Source organism: Terrisporobacter vanillatitrophus, from assembly GCF_051148895.1.
GTDB classification, from domain to species: Bacteria; Bacillota; Clostridia; order Peptostreptococcales; family Peptostreptococcaceae; genus Terrisporobacter; species Terrisporobacter vanillatitrophus.
Window position 1 is genome coordinate 1447740 of sequence record NZ_CP154625.1, and the last position, 22722, is coordinate 1470461.

The 22722-nt window shown below is 28.7% G+C and carries 17 protein-coding genes and 1 CRISPR repeat array; of the genes, 12 read left to right on the top strand and 5 right to left on the bottom strand.

Going from position 1 to position 22722, the window contains the following annotated elements; genetic code table 11:
* Position 1 precedes the first annotated feature (1 nt).
* The 5 genes from cas1 to istB (TVTCOM_RS07230) all read left to right on the top strand — a co-directional run bounded on the left by cas1 (position 2) and on the right by istB (TVTCOM_RS07230) (position 6961).
* Complete coding sequence (gene cas1, locus TVTCOM_RS07210) at positions 2 to 871, top strand: type II CRISPR-associated endonuclease Cas1 (protein ID WP_434799172.1); 870 nt, start codon at positions 2 to 4, stop codon at positions 869 to 871.
* Positions 868 to 1188, top strand: coding sequence for a CRISPR-associated endonuclease Cas2 (cas2, locus tag TVTCOM_RS07215; protein ID WP_434799173.1), 321 nt, complete (start codon positions 868 to 870; stop codon positions 1186 to 1188). The genes cas1 and cas2 overlap by 4 nt, the downstream gene beginning before the upstream one ends.
* Positions 1185 to 1880, top strand: coding sequence for a type II-A CRISPR-associated protein Csn2 (gene csn2 / locus TVTCOM_RS07220; RefSeq protein ID WP_434799174.1), 696 nt, complete (start codon positions 1185 to 1187; stop codon positions 1878 to 1880). Before cas2 ends, csn2 begins: the two co-directional genes overlap by 4 nt.
* A 105-nt stretch (positions 1881 to 1985) precedes the next feature.
* Positions 1986 to 4067: direct repeats of the CRISPR family, unit length 36 nt; unit sequence GTTTTAGAGTTATGTTATTTTAGATGGTATTAAAAC.
* 568 nt (positions 4068 to 4635) lie between these two features.
* Positions 4636 to 6174 (top strand): IS21 family transposase, encoded by a 1539-nt coding sequence (gene istA, locus TVTCOM_RS07225; protein WP_434797373.1) that lies wholly within the window; start codon positions 4636 to 4638, stop codon positions 6172 to 6174.
* A 19-nt stretch (positions 6175 to 6193) separates the two neighbouring features.
* Entirely contained in the window at positions 6194 to 6961 is a 768-nt protein-coding gene (gene istB / locus TVTCOM_RS07230) for an IS21-like element helper ATPase IstB (RefSeq protein ID WP_434797372.1), read from the top strand.
* A gap of 50 nt (positions 6962 to 7011) precedes the next feature.
* Here istB (TVTCOM_RS07230) and tnpC read toward each other — a convergent pair whose 3' ends face one another.
* From tnpC to TVTCOM_RS07255, 5 genes are all read right to left on the bottom strand, one after another.
* Positions 7012 to 8424, bottom strand: a complete 1413-nt coding sequence (gene tnpC / locus TVTCOM_RS07235) for an IS66 family transposase (RefSeq protein WP_434799175.1) — start codon at positions 8422 to 8424, stop codon at positions 7012 to 7014.
* Between the two features lie 90 nt (positions 8425 to 8514).
* Positions 8515 to 8865, bottom strand: a complete 351-nt coding sequence (gene tnpB, locus TVTCOM_RS07240) for an IS66 family insertion sequence element accessory protein TnpB (RefSeq protein WP_434796258.1) — start codon at positions 8863 to 8865, stop codon at positions 8515 to 8517.
* Positions 8859 to 9185, bottom strand: a complete 327-nt coding sequence (tnpA, locus tag TVTCOM_RS07245; RefSeq protein ID WP_434796257.1) for an IS66 family insertion sequence element accessory protein TnpA — start codon at positions 9183 to 9185, stop codon at positions 8859 to 8861. Before tnpA ends, tnpB begins: the two co-directional genes overlap by 7 nt.
* 265 nt (positions 9186 to 9450) lie before the next feature.
* Complete coding sequence (locus TVTCOM_RS07250) at positions 9451 to 10542, bottom strand: hypothetical protein (protein ID WP_434799176.1); 1092 nt, start codon at positions 10540 to 10542, stop codon at positions 9451 to 9453.
* Positions 10543 to 10597: 55 nt separating this feature from the next.
* On the bottom strand, positions 10598 to 11617 hold the full coding sequence (locus tag TVTCOM_RS07255; protein WP_434799177.1) for an ABC-three component system protein: 1020 nt from the start codon (positions 11615 to 11617) through the stop codon (positions 10598 to 10600).
* 281 nt (positions 11618 to 11898) lie between these two features.
* Here TVTCOM_RS07255 and TVTCOM_RS07260 point away from each other — a divergent pair, with 281 nt between their 5' ends.
* From TVTCOM_RS07260 to TVTCOM_RS07290, 7 genes are all read left to right on the top strand, one after another.
* Positions 11899 to 12441 (top strand): DUF2815 family protein, encoded by a 543-nt coding sequence (locus tag TVTCOM_RS07260; protein WP_434799178.1) that lies wholly within the window; start codon positions 11899 to 11901, stop codon positions 12439 to 12441.
* A 15-nt stretch (positions 12442 to 12456) separates the two neighbouring features.
* Complete coding sequence (locus tag TVTCOM_RS07265) at positions 12457 to 14394, top strand: DNA polymerase (RefSeq protein ID WP_434799179.1); 1938 nt, start codon at positions 12457 to 12459, stop codon at positions 14392 to 14394.
* A 175-nt stretch (positions 14395 to 14569) separates the two neighbouring features.
* Positions 14570 to 16942 carry a VapE domain-containing protein gene (locus tag TVTCOM_RS07270; protein WP_434799180.1) on the top strand — a complete coding sequence of 791 codons (2373 nt, stop codon included), beginning with the start codon at positions 14570 to 14572 and terminating at the stop codon, positions 16940 to 16942.
* A gap of 190 nt (positions 16943 to 17132) precedes the next feature.
* The gene (gene istA, locus TVTCOM_RS07275; protein ID WP_434799708.1) at positions 17133 to 18353 is read left to right on the top strand and encodes an IS21 family transposase; all 1221 of its coding nucleotides are present in this window, start codon (positions 17133 to 17135) and stop codon (positions 18351 to 18353) included.
* Positions 18346 to 19113, top strand: a complete 768-nt coding sequence (istB, locus tag TVTCOM_RS07280; protein WP_316719004.1) for an IS21-like element helper ATPase IstB — start codon at positions 18346 to 18348, stop codon at positions 19111 to 19113. Before istA (TVTCOM_RS07275) ends, istB (TVTCOM_RS07280) begins: the two co-directional genes overlap by 8 nt.
* 293 nt (positions 19114 to 19406) lie before the next feature.
* The gene (locus tag TVTCOM_RS07285; protein ID WP_434799181.1) at positions 19407 to 19670 is read left to right on the top strand and encodes a Mor transcription activator family protein; all 264 of its coding nucleotides are present in this window, start codon (positions 19407 to 19409) and stop codon (positions 19668 to 19670) included.
* Between the two features lie 463 nt (positions 19671 to 20133).
* On the top strand, positions 20134 to 22722 hold the full coding sequence (locus TVTCOM_RS07290; RefSeq protein ID WP_434799182.1) for a DrmE family protein: 2589 nt from the start codon (positions 20134 to 20136) through the stop codon (positions 22720 to 22722).

The window sequence follows — 22722 nt, forward strand, 5'->3', positions numbered from 1 at the left end:
TATGAGTTGGAGAACTGTTGTAATATCGAATAAATGTAAATTAAGCTATAAAAATAACTACTTATTAATAAAAAATGAGAATCTAAATATGATTCATTTGTCTGAAATAAATACTTTAGTAATAGATACAACTCTTGTATCTATTACTGCCACTTTATTGTGTGAGTTAATGGATAGAAAAATTAAAGTAGTATTTTGTGATGAAAGACATAATCCAAAAGGAGAAGTAATACAATATTACGGTTCTCACAATACTAGTAAAAGAATAATGTCACAAATTAAGTGGAAAAACACTATAAAAGATGAAATATGGACAGAAGTAGTAAGACAGAAAATATATAACCAAAGTTATATATTAAAAAAGAACGACAAGGAAAATTGGAATAAGTTATTAGACTATACAGAAGAAGTGGAAATAGGTGACAAAAGTAATAGAGAAGGACATGCGGCTAAAGTATACTTTAACAGTTTATTTGGAATGGATTTTACTAGAGATAGTAGTAGTGAAATTAATTCAGCACTAGATTATGGATATGCGATATTATTATCTAGTTTTAATAAGGAAATAGTAGCCAACGGATATTTAACACAGCTTGGTATTCATCATAAAAATGAGTTTAATTATTTTAACTTGTCGTCGGACCTGATGGAACCCTTTAGACCAATAATTGATGATATTGTTTATTTCAACAAAGATAATTATTTTGATAAAGACTTCAAGTTAAAATTAATTGATGTATTAAATACAAAGGTAAGTATAAATAATGGAAATTATTATTTACCAAATGCCATATCACTATATCTAGGCAGTATTACAAAAGCATTAGAAGCTAATGACATAGATCAAGTTTTAAAGGTGGAGGTGCTATGAGTTATAGATATATGAGAGTTATTGTATTTTTTGATTTGCCAAGCACAACTTATGATGAGCGTAAAAGTTACACTAAATTTAGAAAGTTTTTACTTAATGAAGGATTTGTAATGATGCAAGAATCTGTTTATAGTAAAATTGCACTAAACTCTACTACGGCGAAACTTATACAAGATAGGGTTAGAAAGCATAAAGCTCCAAAAGGTTTAATACAGATGATGGTTATTACAGAAAAACAATTTGCAGGTATTGAATATGTTATAGGTGATCGTAATGATAAAGTACTAGATAACACCAAAAGGCTGGTGATATTTTGATTACTTTAAGATTTATATATTTTGAAAATTTAATTGAATTTGATGAAAGGTATATAAATATAGTTCAAATTTTAGACAAAGAATTGTTTAAAAAATCAGTATATATTATAAACAAGTATGCTAAAAATATTGAAGAGGGCAATGATGTAGTACTGCTTAATAATGATAATAGACTAGAAATATCAAAAAATATACTAGTTGTAAATGATTTTTATAATATTGACATAAACTCAAATAAAATTTTGAAATCCTTATACAATGATATAGAAATACAGTATAATTATGAATATGGAGAAGATAATTTACTTATTAATCTGCAAAATATATTTGAAAATATAGGAGAAGTTTTATCAACATATGATTTTGAACTAGAATACAAAAGAGAGCTGAAAGTTTCAGAAATCCTTAAAGCTACTGGATTAAAATTTAATGAGTATCATTATGACAATCCATTTGATAATATAATTTGTTTATTTGATTTAATATCAAATTTTAAACTTTACAAGATAATAGTATTAGTTAATCTAAAGTTATTTTTTAATGATGAAGAAATAATAGAAATATATAAATCAGCATTGCAGAGAGATATAAAATTATTGGTAATTGAGTATGGTGAGGAAAATCATTTACTAGAGTATGAGAATAAGTTGTACATAGATAATGAATTTGATGAATTTGTATTTAAAAAATAATGATATTGTCTATTTTAACAGGGATTTGTTATGTATCCTATTGAAGAACTTAGTTTGGCTTTATTAGGAAAGTAGTTTAGAATTTTACTAAAAGTTGAATTTGAGGTTTTAGAGTTATGTTATTTTAGATGGTATTAAAACTCGTACCACATCTTTTACTCTACCTTCTCTGTTTTAGAGTTATGTTATTTTAGATGGTATTAAAACCTAAGATACCTTCAGATGAACCGAATTCTCGTTTTAGAGTTATGTTATTTTAGATGGTATTAAAACTTGTCGGACTTGTACCAGCCCGAACTGGGCGTTTTAGAGTTATGTTATTTTAGATGGTATTAAAACTAAACAAACTTAATCTTATTGCAACGGATGGTTTTAGAGTTATGTTATTTTAGATGGTATTAAAACTCTGCACCGTCTAATATCCATCCTTGCTCTGTTTTAGAGTTATGTTATTTTAGATGGTATTAAAACAGGTATTAGATAATCAACCTATTTACAATCGTTTTAGAGTTATGTTATTTTAGATGGTATTAAAACTAAACAAGTTAAATCTTATAGCAACAGATGGTTTTAGAGTTATGTTATTTTAGATGGTATTAAAACATTAAATATGTACATAAGAGAATTTGAAATGTTTTAGAGTTATGTTATTTTAGATGGTATTAAAACATATTATCTCTCACTAATTGCTTTTTCTATGTTTTAGAGTTATGTTATTTTAGATGGTATTAAAACTATTCCTTGGTGGAAATATGCAGACAGATGGTTTTAGAGTTATGTTATTTTAGATGGTATTAAAACTTTGCAAACGACACAAATATTAAAAATTTAGTTTTAGAGTTATGTTATTTTAGATGGTATTAAAACAGTGTGTAAACTATGATGAGCAGCAGTATAGTTTTAGAGTTATGTTATTTTAGATGGTATTAAAACCTTTTGTTATCCAATCACAGAAATTAGCCAGTTTTAGAGTTATGTTATTTTAGATGGTATTAAAACAATAATAACTTGTAATAGTGCTTTAAATGTGTTTTAGAGTTATGTTATTTTAGATGGTATTAAAACTTCATATTTGCAGCAAATTATCCTTCGTGGGTTTTAGAGTTATGTTATTTTAGATGGTATTAAAACTTTATTTTTCATAGGAGGGAATGACAATGAGTTTTAGAGTTATGTTATTTTAGATGGTATTAAAACTTAAATTAGATAACAGTAAAGATGGCACTAGTTTTAGAGTTATGTTATTTTAGATGGTATTAAAACTATTATTTGAAGGTGCAGGTATGGATATTTGTTTTAGAGTTATGTTATTTTAGATGGTATTAAAACTTTGATTCTAAATATATATCTTATAATGATGTTTTAGAGTTATGTTATTTTAGATGGTATTAAAACATTTATTAGGAGCCATAACTGCTTTGTATAGTTTTAGAGTTATGTTATTTTAGATGGTATTAAAACCTGATGGATCATAATCTATTTCAACGTCATGTTTTAGAGTTATGTTATTTTAGATGGTATTAAAACGTATTTAAAGATAGACACGATAAGGACTCTGTTTTAGAGTTATGTTATTTTAGATGGTATTAAAACTTATTATTTGTTTTATTGTTACATTCTTCTGTTTTAGAGTTATGTTATTTTAGATGGTATTAAAACAGGTTTTAGTAGTGGCGCCTAAGAAAGTTGGTTTTAGAGTTATGTTATTTTAGATGGTATTAAAACATATTCCTATTGATGTAACAGAAAGAATTTGTTTTAGAGTTATGTTATTTTAGATGGTATTAAAACTAGACAGTAGGAGGGTTGTTATGAGCTTAGGTTTTAGAGTTATGTTATTTTAGATGGTATTAAAACAGACTGTCCAGCTTCTTGTGGGGTTGTTGTGTTTTAGAGTTATGTTATTTTAGATGGTATTAAAACATGAAATGACTGGCGAAGAACGTGAAGAATGTTTTAGAGTTATGTTATTTTAGATGGTATTAAAACAAAGATAATAAAGATAAAGTAATCTCGTATGTTTTAGAGTTATGTTATTTTAGATGGTATTAAAACTAATCGAGCATAGAGAATTAATGCAAGATGGTTTTAGAGTTATGTTATTTTAGATGGTATTAAAACCTATATGTCTTTCCATTTCATCAGCATTAAGTTTTAGAGTTATGTTATTTTAGATGTGATTATCACAGACTATTACTATACCAAAAGTAATTGAAAATAATCACATAATAGAACTATCAAATTTTTTCTAAATATAATACTTAGAAAATGAAATAGTTATATGCCTTATTGATCATAAATAAAGGTAAGCGTAAAAGATTTAACGCCTTGAAATATAAGAGGCAATAACTGATATTGTATTAAAATCAGTTATTGCCTCTATATTATTTATTTTCTATTTTAAGATTTTCTGGCAGAGTTGCCGACCAAGGCATTAGCTCTAATAATTTTTCTTCTGTTAATGTTTCATGTTTTGACATATTATCCATCAAATAAAGCAGATACTTTTCTGCAACAAGATCGTAGCTTTTAGCAGTTTCAATAATACTGTACAGAGTAGCACTTGCTTTTGCACCTTTTCCAGTATTAGCGAATAGCCAGTTCTTCCTTCCAATTACAAATGGTGTTTAGTACAAACTATTACTAGTCCAAAAATTAATTAAAAATTCTTCCACCACAGAATTTTCCAATTCTTTTATACACATAATATTTGGTAATAATATGAAGTATAAAAGGATGTGCGAGGGTGATAAATTTGAAAGATAAACAAAAGATTATTTTGGATTATATAAAAAATAATAAATCTCAAAGAGAAATTCAAAGAGAAACTGGAATAGCTAGAGATACCATAAGAAAATATATCAAAGAGTATGAGGAAGGGCTTCGCCAAGCAGGTGAAAACCTTACGGAAACAGAAAAAGTGGATTTAATTGATGAAATAACACAGAAACCAAAATATAAATCATCACCTAGGTCAAAAACAGCAGTAACTGAAGAGGTAATTGAAAGGATTAAATACTATCTTAAAGAGAATGAAAATAAACGACTATCAGGGCTTTCTAAACAGCAGATGAAAAAAATAGATATATGTGATGCTCTTAATAAAGAAGGATTTAATATTAGTTATACTTCAGTAACAAATACCATAAATAAGATTGAACATAAGAAACGCGAAGCGTTCATAAAACAAGAATACATTCCTGGTGATATAGCTGAATTTGATTTTGGTACTGTAAAACTATATATTGAGGATAATATTCTTAGAGAATATCAATTAGCCATTTTTACATCAGCATTTGGTAATTATAGATGGGCTAAGCTATTCCCAAAGCAAGATACAGCATGCTTTTTAGAGGCTCATGCATACTTTTTTCAACATATCCACGGTGTATTTAATACAATTGTATATGATAATACAAGGGTGGCTGTAAAAAAATTTTTAGGTCCATCAGAGAAAGAGCCTACTGATGCATTATTAAAATTGTCTATATATTATAAATTTGATTATAGATTTTGTAATGTACGTAGTGGAAATGAAAAAGGTCATGTTGAAAAAAGTGTAGAAGTCGTTAGAAGAAAAGCATTTAGTCAAAAACTAGAGTTTAATTCTTTGGAAGAAGCAAACCTTCATCTAATGAACGTTTTAGATGAAATAAATAATAAATGTCCCTTCGGGAAAAAGAAATCTTCAAAGGAATTATTAGAAGAAGAAAGAAAAAATTTACTTCCAGAGATGCCTTTATATGAAACATCAAAAATACAAGATTGCAGAGTAAATAAGTATTCAACAATCATGATTGACTCTTGTTATTACTCTGTTCCAGACAATTATGTTGGACAACTATTAAGATGTAAGGTTTATACAAACAAAATAATTGTATTTTATAACGAAGAAAAAGTGTGTGAATATACTAAAGTTAATGGAATGAACAAGTGGAAAATTGACATTTCACACTATATTTATACATTATATAGAAAGCCAAAGGCTCTTGTTAGTAGCGCAGCTTTTGAACAGATGGATAAAGTTCTAAAAGATATTTATAACTCTTACTTTAAGAATAAAGATAAAGAATTTATAACAGTTATAGCGTGTGTTGGTAAGTATGGAATTACACCTGTATTTAATGCAATTAAACACATACAAGAAATGTGTCCTACTGATATTAGTGTGGATAAAATAGAATATATATGTTCTTTAAAAGATGATAACAAACTAGTATATTTAGAGGATCGTAGTGATGATATTATGGCTAATTCCATAAATATGCTATCAGAATTTAATGATTTATTATAAAAATAAGGACGTGAAAAAAGTGAGTAATAACTCTTATATAGATGATGTTAAAAAATACGCAGAATCTCTAAAACTCAGTGTTATAAAGACAGATATAAAAGAATCTATTGAAGATGCTTTGTCAAATAATCTTCCTTATGATGAGTTTTTATTCAGATTGTTGCAGAAAGAATATGATATAAGAAAGTATAACTTAATTCAAAGTCGAATAAGGATAGCCAATTTTCCTTGCAAGAAATACCTCGAAGACATTGATATACGAGCACTTCCTAAAGATGCTCAAAATAAATTAAAACATCTAAGTAGCCTAAACTTTATAGAGGAAGGGCAAAATGTTATACTTTCTGGTAATCCTGGAACAGGCAAAACCCACATGGCTATCGCCTTGGGGATGAAAGCCTGTTTAGAAGGATATAAAGTATTTTTTACAACTGTTCCACTTTTTATTACCCAATTAAAGGAATTAAAGTCAACAAAATCCTTAAGGGCTTTTCAAAACAAGCTAATAAAATATGACTTGGTTATTTTAGATGAATTTGGATATATTTCCTCTGATAGAGAGGGAGCGGAGCTGTTGTTTACTAATATATCCTTAAGAACAGGTCTTAAGTCTACAATATTAACAACAAATCTATCTTTTGATAGATGGAATGAAATCTTAGGAGATCCAGTTATGACTGCAGCATTAACCGATAGGTTAACTCATAAATCCTACGTGGTAAATATGAATGGAAATTCTTATAGGTTAAAAGAAACCAAAGAATGGTTAAATAGTATTTCCAATTGATTGTAAATTATACTACTAAAAAAATTATTCATGCTGGGGTGGTAGAATTTTTAATTGTGATTTGGTATGAATTCTAAGTATAAAAAACAAAATGGCTTAATAGCCCTTTCAGCCGCATTATTATCTATTTCCAATGCTCCATCCTCAAGTACTCTTCTCATTCCAGGTAAAACTTTTTTACTATATTCTAGAGCTTTCCCTAACGGGCTTTTAGGCAATGCATCTTCAATTTCATCTGATACATATTTTTCAAATTTATGTAAAATGGATGATAACTTTTCTTTTCTATATTTATATCTAATTTTGAAGAAATCTTCATCTTCACCATAATCTTTTCTCAAGTCTTTTTCTAATTTATATATTTCCTCACAATAATTAAACCCTATGATTGCACGTGATTTTTTCAAGGCTTCATTATTTAGGGTTGATACGATATCATAATATTTTCTTCGGATATGCGCTAAACAATAAAGTCGTTTAGCATCACTGACGCTATTGTATCCGTTATATCCGTCTGTCTGAAGAAATCCAGAATAACCATTCAAAAATGATTTTGGATAAGAACTAGATCTAGTTTTCTGATATTCATATAAAATAATAGAGTTATCATTTCCTCCTGTTTTATATAACCACATATAACATTTAGATCTTGATTCTTTTCCCTTTGCATCAATTACCACCAAGCTCGTTTCATCAGCTTGTATATAATTTGATTTTAATAATTCCTCTTTCATTAAATCATATACAACTTGAAATTCCTTAGCAGAACTTATTATCCAGTTAGACAAGGTTTGCCTAGATAGATTAGCCCCTAACATCTTGAAATAATTTTCTTGTCTATATAATGGAAGTGAATATAAATATTTAAGACATATAGCATGAGCTACTATTTCATTAGATGCCATGCTTTTATGTAAAAAAGTTTTTGGTGTTTTAGCACAAACTATATTTGCTTCTCCTGTTTTTTCTTCACATGATTTACAAGCATAGCTGTATGTTATATGCTTTTCAACATAAAGTTTCGCGGGTTCATACTTTAGAATATCTTTTTCTTTTTTTCCTATCTCAACTAAAGTCGAATGACATTCATTACAAATGGCTTCGCCTTCCTCAAGTCTATGTTCTATTACAACTACTTCTAAATTAGATAAATTCTCTTTTTTACCTATATTTGAAGTTGATTTTTTTCGAGTATAAGTTATTTCCTCTATTTCAGGCTCAGCTACTTTTAAGTCACTTTCTTTTTCAGCCTCATTAAATAGAGATAATTGGTTTGAATCTACTTGCTCACTAGATTTCCCAAATATCTTCTTATTTTTATTTAAAATATGACCTTTTAAAATTTCTACCTCTTTTTTCAAACTATCTATTTCTTTATCTTTAGATTCAATCTCATTTTCCATTTTAGTAATTAATTTTTTTGTATTCTCATCCAATTCTTTTTCTAAAACTATATCCTGCATATTATAACCCCTTATATTCTTAAATATAATATAATTGTACTATAAAATCGTTGAAAATTCAGTTATTTAGGAGTATTTTGATCATTCTATTTAGTATGTATTTTTCTGAATTACAGGCTTAAATTTGGAAGATGTTCTAACTTCATATCCTTTAAGAAGCCAACTTAATTCTTCTTTATTTACTGTTAATGCTTCTTCTTTAGTCATAGGCCATTTTAATTTATTGTTTTCAATTCTGTGATAGTATAACCAAAATCCTTCGTCAAAGTGGAGGATTTTCAGTCTATTTTGTTGTCTATTACAAAAAACAAATAATGCCTTTTCAAAAGGATCTAGTTTTAATTGGTTTTGTACTGCAATTACTAAGCCATCAATGCTTTTTCTCAAATCTGTTACTCCACATGCTAGATATACTTTATCAACTTCATTTAGATTTAACATGAATTTGAAAGCTCCTTTATTATTGTAGTTAAAAGCGTAGCTTCGCTAGGTGGAATATGAATAGTTACATTGTTTATTTCAATTTTTATATAACTAGAAAGAGTATCTACTTCTTTAGTAGTTATTGGGGTAGCTACTTTAACTAATTCCACCTCACAAAAAGTAGATGCTACAGGTTGCTGAACCTTTCTTTTTCTATGATAATAGAATTGACTTTTAGAGATTTTATTTTCTTCACAGAAATTTGTGACAGAACCGTCATATGAGTTGAATTTTTCAAGTATTTCAGCCCATTGATCTGGGCTATTTTTTACATACATAAGGTTAGCCTCCATATTTAATATTTTATATTTATATTTTAGCTAACCTTTTACTTGTAATATAGGTAGAAATTCTTTTACGCTTACAAATAAAGAAAAAAATAATAAAACATATGTATAGAAACTAAAAAGGATGTCCATAATTAAAATATCCTAATTAAAATTTCTTTGTTCATAGATTCATTACTTTTTTTCATATACTACAAAAATAGCCTGGATAGCGGAAACCAGGCTATTTTTGTGTTTAAAAATTATGTTATAGTATTTAACATCCACAAATTTCACAATTATCAGAAAACCTAATCACATTCACACTCTCATAGTCCACCCCAGGAATAGTATTTTCAACAATAATAGCTTGTCCATCATGTTGATGACTTACCAAATACTGAAACAAAGCATCATCTAAAGCCCTACCTTCTTCCTTTCCTTCAAGTGACAAAGCAGAAGAATCTATAATAAGAAAACCAGGATAAAACTTTCCATTTTCCAGTAAGTATTTCTTTAGTTTATTTATTTCAGGTTTAAGTTTTGAGTTTATAAGAGATTCCACTTCATTACGCTTTTTAGTTAATTTGAAACTTTTTTTCTGCAAATTATTTAGCTCACAAATTAAGTCGCTTTCAGCATAGTCTAGTTCTTTTACTTTATGTAGAAGGTCGTTTACCTTATCTTTTGATGATTCATCTTCCACCATAAATATAAGACTTTTTATATCTGACGTGTATTGGCTACGTAAATTATCGTGGCGTCTGGCAAGTATGCTACACTGTGTCAGCTCATCATTTAATTTGTAAATTTCTTGTGATAAGTTTTTACTTTTTATAGTAGCTGCTGTAATTTCTCTTTCTTTTTCATTTATTTTACTTAAAATAAAATGAATTTTTTTCCCTTCCTCCAATTCAAAATTTTGAACAAGATCCTCGTCTAAAGCAGATTCCACCACACTTGGCTCAAAGGCATCTCCTTGTCCGTAGGAGGAAGGAGTGTATATTTCCATTAGTTTTAGAAATAAGTCTCCAATATATAGATTGGATTTTGTTATGCTGTATTTACCAGATTCAATTTGTGAATTAAGACTTGTTACATAAATATGATTTTCGTCAAAGTGACGTTTAAGAAAAATAGGTCCATTATTAGTTGCAATTTCCATATTCAATGCGTCATAATTTGAGTTTCTGTTTAGGAAAAAGTCTTTATTATCACAGCCCAATATAAAATTTATACATTCTAAAATACAGTTTTTTTCTGAGTCTGATGGACAACATATAATGTTAAGGTTATTTGTAAATTCTATGGATGAGGTTTCTACGTTATTTCCACTTAAATACAATTTTTTTACATAAAAATTAGACAATTACTTATCCTCCTTGTTAAACAAAAGTGATTCTTCAAAAGTTGAGTGAAATATATTATTCATCTTTATACACCCATGTTATTTCCTTGTCATTTACTAATATATGACAAAGGCCTTTCTTTGCAATAATACTAATTAAGCCGGGAATTTTAGTAAGTTTTGACTGACTAAGTTGAATAGTTGTAACATGTTTCATCACTTCGTTTAAACGTTTAAATCCATTTTCGTAATCATCTTCATAAATATCAATAATTCCAGCAAGAGTTTCTGATTTTAGTATATTAAATTCCTCATCACAAAATATATCCATTATTAATTGGCTGATAGACTTTGCTGCATAGTAGTATTCACGTTGTCTTTCAAAGTTTTTATGATATTTTGGATATTTTTTTAGATCTTCTGTTGAAATTTCCAAAACACCTTCTTTATCTGCATAAGCAGCAAGTAGCTCCATGGTGTATGTGGTTTCGTGATCTTCTATATGGCCTGGCGGGGTCAGTTTCTTCGGTGATGGAAATTTATTATATATTTCATTTAATTTCTTCAAATCATCGTCACTTAATTTGTTTAAATCATCGTCATTTAATTTGTCCAAATTCTCTTCTCTTAAAGAATCTGTAGTTGATTTATTTATACCTTTTTGCAGTGCATATAAAAAAGTATCCGATAGGAATTTTCCGATTTCATTAGCTTCATATGATTTTATTAAGTTGTTTTTTGTATGATTAGACATGGTTACATCCTTTTCTATTAGTTCTAATAGAGTAGAGTAGGTGTCCAGTTCTTTTTGAGGACTAAGTGCATTTATAACTTCTTTCTCAAAATAACCCTCAGATTTGGCAATAATTTTTGGACAGGATGCGGCTTTTTTTATGGTGACTGGTATATCCGTATGCTCATTAATCCATTTGTGAACGTAATAGTTGCTTATGTTGTATTGTTCCCCTTCTTTGTTTAAAACTTCTTCATCATTTACAATAAAATTCAGTAATAGCTTTGTTACTTCAATATTTGTGGCTTTACACATGCCTTCTTTTATAGTTTTTGCATAAGTAGCAAAATTCAAAGTGTCCATAGGTCCCCCTCCTATAATCATTTAAATTTTATCCCCATTTTACCCCCATTTTGTGCCGATTACTTATTTGGAAATTAGTTTTACTATTTAAGTATAAAAGTTGTAAAAAAATAATTCAATAAATAAATTTCTACAATATGGATTATATCAAGATAATATGAATTATAGCAAGATTTTTATCATTTCAACAGAAATTTTGTTTGATTTTATAGAACTTTTGTTTATAACGACTTTTATAAAATAAATCTCAGTGTATGAGAAAAATTAAGGGAGGATTAATTATGAGTAAAAACACAAATTTAAGAAAGGTGATTGTGCCATGTAGGTTTTCTTATCTACATTGTTTTGAGCCTAATTTTGCAAGTGAGTATGGAGAAAAGTATTCTGTATCAGCCATTATACCAAAAAGCGATATTAAAACAATTGAATCAATTATGAAGGCAATTGACCAAGCAAAGAAGGACTACGCTGATAAATGGAATGGGAAAATTCCAAGTAATTTAAAAATACCTCTTAGAGATGGTGATTTGGAGCGTGTAAATGATGAGGCTTATAGAGGATGTTATTTTTTTAATGCAAACAGCAAGAGAAAGCCTGAAGTTGTAGATAAAAAGGTGCAACCTGTTTTGGAGAAAGAGGAAGTTTACTCTGGTTGCTATGGTCGTATTAGTGTTACTTTCTATGGTTATAACGCAGATGGAAATGTGGGTATAGGAGCAAGTCTGGGCAATATTCAAAAGATAAAAGATGGTGAGCCCCTGGGTGAGAGAGTAAGCGCCAGGGATGAGTTTGGTGAAGTTAGTGAAGAAGATTTCCTAAGCTAAAGGTAGGAGGAAAAAGTGGATATTTTATCAATTGATATAGAAACATTTTCCAAGGTGAATTTATCAAAATGTGGTGTTTATGCTTATAGTGACTGTGACAGTTTTGAGATTTTGCTTTTTGCTTATGCTTTTAACAATGAACAGGTGAAAATTGTGGACTTGGCAAATGGAGAAAAGTTGCCAGAGAAAGTTGTTAATGCACTGGAAGATGAAAAAATTATAAAAACTGCTTTTAATGCTGTATTTGAAAGAACTTGTATCTCCAAATATCTGGGCATAGGCCTTTCACCACAGTCTTGGCTTTGTACTCAAGTTCAATCAGCTATTTTAGCTTTGCCACCATCATTGGAAAGTGTGGGAGAAATTTTAAATATAAAAAGTAAAAAAATGAAGGAAGGTAAAGATTTAATAAAATTTTTCACCATGCCTTGCAAACCTACTAAAAATAACAATTATAAAGAAAGAAATCTGCCATCACATGCACCAGAGAAGTGGGAAATTTTTAAAGAATATTGCATAAGAGATATAATTTGTGAAAGGGAGATTAGAGAAAGACTTAGTAAGTTCCTCATTAGTAAAAGTGAAATGGAAATTTATAAAATAGATCAGGAGATAAACGACAGAGGCATACTTGTTGATACAAATTTTGTAAATAAAGCCATAGAATGCGATTTAAAATACAAAGAAAAAATAATCTCCAAACTTTATAAATTAACAAAAATAGAAAATCCCAACTCCATATTACAAATGAAAAACTGGCTAAATGACCAAGGAATTAAGACTGATAATTTGGACAAGAAATCAGTAAAAAAGTTAATAAAAAAAAGTGAAGGTGAAGTAAAAGAAGTTTTAAAACTTAGACAATTAATGAGCAAAACTTCTGTAAAAAAGTATGAAGCCATGAAAAGATGTATTTCCAAAGACAGCAGAGTTCACGGTTTGTTTCAGTTTTATGGAGCTACTCGCACAGGCAGATGGGCGGGAAGACTTGTTCAAGTGCAAAACCTTCCACAAAATCATATAAAAGACTTAAGTTTAGCAAGACATATGGTGAAAAGTGGAGAATATGAAAAGCTGGAACTTTTAGAAGAAACCACACCCAACATACTGTCTCAACTTATAAGAACAGCCTTTGTACCAAGAGAGGGCTATGAGTTTGTAGTGGCAGATTTCAGTTCCATTGAGGCAAGGGTTTTGGCTTGGATTAGCAATGAACAGTGGAGAATAAAAGTTTTTGAAAGTCATGGAAAAATATACGAAGCATCAGCAGCAGAGATTTTTAACGTACCCATAAATGAAGTTACAAAAGGAAGCAGTCTAAGGCAAAAAGGTAAAATCGCCGAGTTAGCTCTGGGCTATGGTGGATCAGTGGGAGCATTGACAATTATGGGCGCCTTGGATATGGGTTTAGAAGAAGAAGAATTATTACCCCTAGTGCAAAAATGGAGAAAAGTAAATTCTCATATTACTAGATTTTGGTGGCATGTGGGAGATGCAGCCATAAGAGTAGTAAAAGAAAAGATATCAGTTAATGTGGGGAAAATTACTTTCTCCTATGAAAGTGGAATGCTTTTTATAAAACTTCCCAGTGGTAGAAAACTAGCTTATGCAAAACCAAGAATGGAAAAAAACAAGTTTGGCACATACTCCTTAACTTATGAAGGCATAGGAGAACAGAAAAAGTGGACAAGAATTGAAACCTATGGACCAAAACTAGTTGAAAACATAGTCCAAGGAATAAGCAGAGATATTTTGGCTTATGCCATGTTAAACCTGAGAGATAAAGGATTGGACATTGTTATGCATGTTCACGATGAGGTGGTTTTGGAAGTGAAAAAGAATGAGAGAACAGTGGATGAAATATGTGACATAATGACCATGGTTCCAACTTGGGCAGAAAAACTACCGTTGAGAGCAGAAGGTTATAAATGTGACTTTTATAAAAAGGAATAAACTAGTAGAAAAAACAGCCTAGAATATAATGAAAATAGAAAAAACAACAACCTGGGAATATGATGAAAGAATGAACACATTCATTATATTCCTAGTAGAAAATAATATTACAACTAACTTCTATTTATATAAATTGTAATAAAAATAATATCCCTAATAAAGGAAGGAATAAAAAATGAAGATAGATATAAGTATAGGCAAATCTAGAAAAGATAAAATATGGAAATATGAGGAGATGAATTTAGAAGAATTTATCAAACTAATATCATCCACAACTAGAACAAGTGAAACCATGGAAGAATACAGAAATCTGCCAAAGGAAAAGCAAGACGAAATAAAAGACGTGGGTGGATTTGTACTTGGTAAATTAAAAGACAATAGACGCAAAAAAGATTGTGTCATAAGCCGTTCAGCTCTAACCCTAGACATGGACTATGCCACAGTAGGCATTATAGATGAAATGAAAATGTTTTTTCCTTTTACTTCTTATTTTTACTCTACACACAAACACACAAAAGAAAAGCCACGACTTCGCCTAATAATTCCCCTAAATAGAAACATAAGCTGCGAGGAATACTGTGCAGTTTCCAGAATGATAGCAAAAGAAATAGGAATTGATTTATTTGACGATACAACTTACGAAGGAAGCAGATTAATGTATTGGCCATCCACTTGTAAAGATGGAGAATTTATTTTCGGGGAAATAAAAGGCGATTTATTAAATCCAGATGATGTTTTAAACAAATACAAAGACTGGACAGACTCTAGACAGTGGCCCATATCTAGCCGACAAAATATTATTATAAAACATGATGTGAAAAAACAAGCAGATCCTCTTGAAAAAGGTGGCTTAGTAGGTGCATTTTGCAGAGTTTATAGTATAGAAGATGTTGTAGAAAATTTCCTGTCACACATATATGAAAAAAGTGAAATGGAGGGCAGATACGATTACATCCCAGCCACTTCCTGTGCAGGAGTAGTTGTTTATGATGACAAGTTTGCTTACTCTCACCACGCCACAGACCCAGCTTGTGACAAATTGGTTAACGCCTTTGATATGGTGAGAATTCATAAGTTTGGTCATTTGGATGAAAAAGTGGAGGGCAATGAGGAGTGGGTGAATCTGCCTTCTTATAAGGCTATGGAGGAGCTTACTGTAAATGATGAGAAGGTTAAATTACAATTGGCAAAGGAGAGGGCAGAGCTGGCAGCTTTGGAGTTTGATGTGGTGGAGGATGAAGAAGAAAATAAAAATTGGCAGGAGCTTTTAGAGCTAGACAAACATGGAAAAGTGAAGGGGACCTTATTAAATATAACTAATATCCTTAGATATGATACTAATCTTAAAAACATTGTATATAACGAGCTAAAATTTTCTATAGATGTTATTGGAAAACTGCCTTGGAAACAAGCTAAATTAGGATGGTCAGATGCAGATTTCGCCTGTGCAAAAATATATTTTGAAAAAATTTATGGAATTTGGTCACCATCTAAATTTAAGGATGGCCTTCTAGGTTTAGTATGGTCAGAAAGAATTTATCACCCAATCAAAGAATATTTTAGCAAATTGACTTGGGACGGCAAAAAACGAATAGACACTCTTTTAATTGATTACTTGGGAGCTAAGGATAGTGAGTTTGTAAGAGCAGTAACAAGAAAAACTCTTTGTGCAGCAGTGGCTAGAATATATGAACCAGGAATAAAATTTGACAACATATTAGTTCTCAACGGACCTCAAGGAATAGGGAAATCAACATTATTCTCAATTCTAGGAAAGAAGTGGTACTCAGACTCCTTATCTCTAACAGACATGAAAGACAAAACAGCAGCAGAAAAACTTCAAGGTTACTGGATATTGGAGCTGGGAGAACTTGCAGGAATGAAAAAAGTAGAGATGGAAACAATTAAATCTTTTGTAACACGAACAGACGATAAATTCCGTCAAGCCTATGGAATAACTGTGGAAAATCATCCCAGAAGCAATATTATCGTAGGTACAACTAATGCAGAAAGTGGATTTCTAAGAGATATAACAGGAAATAGAAGATTCTGGCCAGTTAATGTAAGCGGCATTAGTATGTACAAGCCTTGGGAGCTAAAGGAAGTAGATCAAATTTGGGCAGAATCAATTGATGCTTATAAAGATGGAGAGGAATTATTTCTAAAAGGAGAAGTGGCAGCCATGGCTTATGATGCTCAAAATCAAGCTTTGGAATGTGATGATAGAGAAGGGATAATTTTAGAATATCTAGAAAAATTACTACCTGAAAATTGGGATGAGATGGATTTATATGAAAGACGTAGCTTTTTAAGTGGAAGTGATCTAAGCTCTAAAAAAGGTACAGTAAAAAGAGATAAAGTTTGTATAATGGAAATTTGGTGTGAATGTTTTTATAAGGAGCGCCAAGATTTAAAACGCACAGATTCTTATGTTATAGAATCAATTATAAATCGTATAGGTGGGTGGGAAAGGCTATCATCAAACAGAACAGGTAAAACAAGATATCCTTTATACGGACCTCAAATAACATTTATAAGAAATAATTAAGTAAAAGACTTAGTGCTTATATATTAAAAAAATTAGGAGATAAGTACAGTAAGCACAAAATATTAGTAAATATACTGTACTTATCTGTGTAAGTGTAAATGATACTATATAGATGTACATAAAATGGAATATAAAAATGTACAAAATTATACAAATTTCTGCTATCCTTATCCCGGGAGGGATAGCCATGATTTTAAATTTAATAGGACAAATTAATATAATTAAATCAATGAATTTTAAACCAAATTACTCTGAATTAGCCAGAGAGCATGGAATTGATAGAAGAACAGTGAAAAAATACTATGATGGATATGAAGGTAAACCACAAACTAGAAATAAATCTAGCAAATTAGATCAATACTTAGAAGAAATCAAATTAAAACTTTCAATAAAAGGAATTACAGCAAAGGCTGTATACGAATATTTTTTAGACAAGAATTATGACATTGGATCTTATTCAAATTTTATCAAATATATCAAATCAAAAAATTTAAAACCAACTAAAAAAATAAAAGGACATCCTAGATTTGAAACTCCACCTGGAAAACAAGCGCAAGTAGATTGGAAAGAAGATTTAAAATTAGTATCAAAAAATAATGAAGAATTTATAATAAATGTATTTAACTATAAACTTGGAAATTCTAGATACTGCCATTTTGAATATAGAAATACAAAAACTCAGCAAGATGTATTTGAGTGCCTAATATCATCATTTAAAGCTACCGGAGGTATCCCTTCAGAACTTTTATTTGATAATATGAGTACAGTTGTTGATATTACGGGTAATAAAAGAAAAATTAATAATAAAATGAAAGCATTCGCTTCAGACTTTGGTTTTAATATTAGCCTTTGTAAGCCCCGCCATTCTTATACGAAGGGAAAAGTAGAGTCAGCAAATAAGTTTATTGAATGGTTACTTGCATATAATTATGAATTTGAAACTGAAGAAGATTTAATTCAAATATTAAAAAATATAAATAAAAAAGTAAATCAATCAGCAAACCAGACAACAGGGCTACCGCCTATACTTTTATTTCAAAAAGAAAAGGAATACTTACAGCCTTTACCTAGTAATTCAATAATTGAATCATATATAAACCAAAGGTTGACCGCCAACGTTCATAAAGATTCTCTGATAAATTACAAGAATAGCAAGTATTCCGTCCCTAGCAAATATATAAATAAAACTGTAACTTTGAAAGTTATTGATAACAAGTTACATATATATTTTAGCACAGATTTAATAGCTATTCATGACATAACAAATAAAAAAATGAATTATAATGAAGAGCATTATAAAGAATTAATATCTCCGTATATAAAAAATTCTAACGACATTGATGATATTGCAAGGGATAATTTAAACCAACTAGATTATTTACTTAATGTTAATGGAGGAGAATATGAGTAATTATGTAAAACTACTTAATAATCTTGAAGAATTGTCACTAAATAATATAAAACTTAATTTAGATAAGTATATTGAAATGATTAATAGTCATGAAAAAAGTTTAGTAGATGCACTTTATGAATTAAGCAATCTAGAAATAAACTCCAAACAAGAAAGAGCTAAAACAGCTTGTGTAAAAGTTGCAAACTTTCCATTTATTAAAACTCTAGAAGACTTTGATTTCACATTTCAACCAGCAGTAAATAAACAAGAAATTTTAGATTTAGCTACGCTTAGATTCATAGAGAATAATGAAAATATATTATTTGTAGGAACATCCGGAGTTGGCAAGACACATCTTGCTACCTCCATTGGAATCAAAAGTGCCACAAATAGATACTCTACATATTTTATACCTTTTCAAGAATTGATTCAACAGCTTAAAAGGGCGTTAGCTGAGAATAGATTAGACGCTAGGCTTAAACATTTTTCAAAATACAAAGTTTTAATTATTGATGAAATTGGATATTTGCCAATAGATACTGATGCTGCCAATCTGTTTTTTCAGCTAATTTCAAGAAGATATGAAAAACATTGTACTATAATAACTACTAATTCTAATTTTTCAAAATGGAGTGAAATCTTTGGATCTCCAGCTATAGCTAATGCTATTTTAGATAGGTTACTTCATCATTCTCATATTATTTCTATAAAAGGTCCATCATATAGGTTAAAGTCTAAACTTAATTATTTAGATAGTTCTTCTTCAGGTAATTCTTAAAAGTATATTTTTTGTACATAATTATTTTCCTCTTTTTATACAAATATATATTGCAATTTACAGTGTAAGCACAAGCATAAGTTCAAGTTTAAGCACAGGCTAAGAATTAGTAAGGGACAGTATTTTAACTAGCTTTGTGCTTAGTGTTTCTATATAGAAATGCATTTAATTAATTATTATAAAAAATATAGAAAAAATAGGCGCCTATGTGTATGCGCGCGCGTATAGGAAATTTTGCATTAAAGCACAACACATAAGCACAAAATATAAAATAGAAATTTGGAGGGGCAATTATGAGTGTAGTAATGGAAGATATACCTTATAATTTACATACAATGGCAGACATAGTAGGAATAGAAAACTTTTTACAAATTTGCAAAATGTATGGAGGCAGCTCCATATACATACCTGTGTATAATAAAATGATTATGGGGGATAGGAATAGAAGGATTGTCAGGGAGTATAATGGAAAAAATATGGATAGATTGAGGGTGAGGTATGATTTGAGTAAGGAGCAGGTGAAGTATGTGCTGAGAAAAGAAGGGGTAATAGGTTAGATTTGTGATGAAAAGGCTTAGATCTTGTGATGCAAGGTCTAGGTCTTTTTGGATATATGATGGTGAAGTGTATCACAAATAAATGATGCTGTTTATGGCTTTAGTCATTGATTTTAATGGCTAAGGCTATTTTTATTAAAACACTACAAGTAGTTATATCGTAAAGGTGTTGTAGTGTTTTGACTATGATGCTAGGGGGTGTAGTTGTTGACAAATTATATCAAGAGCTTGCTAAGTGGTAGATAAATAGATGTAAACACAGATGAATTTACAAAAAATGACATAAAAAAAGTATATAATTAATTAGATATTATATATGTTTATTAACTGGAATTAAAGAACATCCATCTAGGAAAGTAGCGTATTAAGTCATGTTAATGTATTGATCATGATGTCAGGGGGAACAGACGATGTCAAGAACTTGCTAAGACGTTCTATAATAATTTAAAAGGGGTAATGTTTGGTGAAAAATAAGGTACTTTCAATCTTAAAATCAAAAATATATGTGCATGAAAAAAATTTATCATATTTTATAGATGACATAGAACAAGTGTATGATATATTTCAAAGTAATATATTGAATTCTGATTATAAAAATAACGTATTAGTTACTAGTGAGAAAATAGGAGTAGATATTTGCTTATTAGTTATGTGTGCAATTAATACATACTTGGAAGATTTGAAAAATCATAATAATTGCATACTGTCCAATTTAGAAAATAATCAACTAGTTATTTATGAAGGGAAAAAGTATAAATATATAAAGTGTGAAATAATTAATAGTGGATATTATAAAGGTCATGAAAAAATAGTATTAGAAACTAAAAATGGAATGATAAAAATAAATAAAAGTGAGGCTTGCAAAATATCTCGATATTTTGGTGAATCAGATAAATTAGATAAGATGGAAAAAAATAAAAATGATGAAAATAGTAAAAATTTAATTTCTAAGTTGCTTCATCAAGACCTTGAAGAATTAAGTGGAATTTTAAATCAACAAATAATAGTAGTATTTAAAAGTAGAAAATATATGGAGGAAATTTTATCGAATTTGACTATTGAAGTTGAGAGAGAAAAATATGAGTTTTCTAGAGTATTCCCATCAAGATATTATAGTGATTATGAAAATTATATAAATATTAAAGGAAATAAATTTCATTCAAAACCAATATTTTTATTTACATCAAGGTTTGATGTGGCAGATTCACTACTAGAAAAAAATGAAGACTGTAATAAACTAATATTTTTAGGTGAACAAGCTTATCATAAATCACTCTCCATAATAGAAGATTATACTTTAGAAGAAGAGCAGCTTAATAAAATTATATTTTACAATACGTATAATAACACTTATACAATAAATAAATTAATTGAAAATGATGTACAAGTTTACGCTCTAGAAGAACAAAATTTAAAGAAAAATAAAGTTAATAATATTTTAGCTGACTCAATAAAAATAAATAGCCTATTATATCTTACAAAAAAACAATTAATTAAATTATTGAATTTGGATATTGATTTTTTTCAGAAAGAAAAATTTATAAAAAATACATTTAAAGCATTAAAAATATATCAATTATTATGTATTCCAATTTGTGAACTAGAAGGAAGAGATATATTAAATGAATGTATAAACATAGCTAAAAAAATTACAGAAAATACTTTTGAGTATAGCTCTATTTATAATGAGTTAGCATATATATGTGCAAATTTAAAAGAACTATATAGTGAGTTATACAATAATAATCCCAAGCTAAGTTTATTAGAAAGCATCTCGCATAAGAATTCAACTATTATATTAAATAACAGCTCTGAACTTAAATTTATGCAAAATAATAATAAAATAAAATATAAATCGGCTCACATATTAAAAAACTTAAGACCTGTAGACTTAAAAAATGCAAAACTTATCTTTACATCTTTTTATGATAATAAATTTATAAATCAATTCAACTTATATAATAATAATGAAACTACGAATATTTTATACTATACAGAAGCAATTAAATATAATAGTTTAGCTAGAAATCTAAATAAAAGCCTATTTCTCATATATGAAAATAACAAAATAAATCATAAATTTGAACGTAAGTATGTGGATTTGATTAAGTATAAGCTTAATGAAATAATACTCAAAGAAAATGAAAAGAATTATGATACAAATTATAATCAGGTAGATTATTTTAAGGATGATGAAAATATAATTAATGACAAAAGTTTTAAATATGAAGAAATAGATAGTGAGTACTATTATGACTTTTTCGATAAAACTAAAGATATATTAGATAAAAAATTTGATAATAATAGCATTTATTATTATGATACTTATGATTATGATATGAAAGCTTATAAAAAAATAGTATTTTCAAATAATCAATTTGCATATTTGACTAAAAATTATAAAGCATGTTGCATAGATATTCATGGTGGATATGCAGTGAAAAATGTTGATTGCCTAAAAATTAATGATAAAATAATTTTTACTAATGATAAAAGTGATGAAGATATAGACTTAATGTTCGAAAAAATAATTAATAGTAATATATTTAGAAAGCAATATAATAAAGATTTTGAAAATGTAAATTATTTCAAAAATATTGTAAAAGAGTACGCACAGAAGTATGAAAATGATTATACTTTATTGTCTGTAGAGCTTAGTCATCACAATATAGAAAAAGTACCACCAGCAATAAAACAATGGACAGAAAATAAAATTATAGGTCCTAGAGAAAAAGAAGTATATAAAGTAATGGGGAAAATTACAATGGATAATAAGTTGTTAAATGAGTGGGAGAGTATATATAATTCATCAGAAGTAATAAGAAAATTTAGAAGTAAATTTAAAAGTATATTTAAGCATACTCTACGAAGTGGTATGGAGGAAAGTACAGATAATGAAGTTATTAAGCTAATGATAGATATATTTGATGATTTAGACGATTATGTGGATATAGTTGAAGTGGAAGAAATTGTTGATTTAGATAAAGTAATATTAGACAAACAGTTTAATTGTTTATTAGGAGAAAAATATATTTTGCAGGGGGACAAATAA

Bases quoted from the DNA above. Each gene is read 5' to 3' on its own strand.
- cas1 (WP_434799172.1), top strand. From the start codon at position 2: ATGAGTTGGAGAACTGTTGTAATATCGAATAAATGTAAATTAAGCTAT.
- cas2 (WP_434799173.1), top strand. From the start codon at position 868: ATGAGTTATAGATATATGAGAGTTATTGTATTTTTTGATTTGCCAAGC.
- tnpC (WP_434799175.1), bottom strand. From the start codon at position 8,424: ATGCAGGATATAGTTTTAGAAAAAGAATTGGATGAGAATACAAAAAAA.
- tnpB (WP_434796258.1), bottom strand. From the start codon at position 8,865: ATGTTAAATCTAAATGAAGTTGATAAAGTATATCTAGCATGTGGAGTA.
- tnpA (WP_434796257.1), bottom strand. From the start codon at position 9,185: ATGTATGTAAAAAATAGCCCAGATCAATGGGCTGAAATACTTGAAAAA.
- TVTCOM_RS07255 (WP_434799177.1), bottom strand. From the start codon at position 11,617: ATGGACACTTTGAATTTTGCTACTTATGCAAAAACTATAAAAGAAGGC.
- TVTCOM_RS07260 (WP_434799178.1), top strand. From the start codon at position 11,899: ATGAGTAAAAACACAAATTTAAGAAAGGTGATTGTGCCATGTAGGTTT.
- TVTCOM_RS07270 (WP_434799180.1), top strand. From the start codon at position 14,570: ATGAAGATAGATATAAGTATAGGCAAATCTAGAAAAGATAAAATATGG.
- istB (WP_316719004.1), top strand. From the start codon at position 18,346: ATGAGTAATTATGTAAAACTACTTAATAATCTTGAAGAATTGTCACTA.
- TVTCOM_RS07285 (WP_434799181.1), top strand. From the start codon at position 19,407: ATGAGTGTAGTAATGGAAGATATACCTTATAATTTACATACAATGGCA.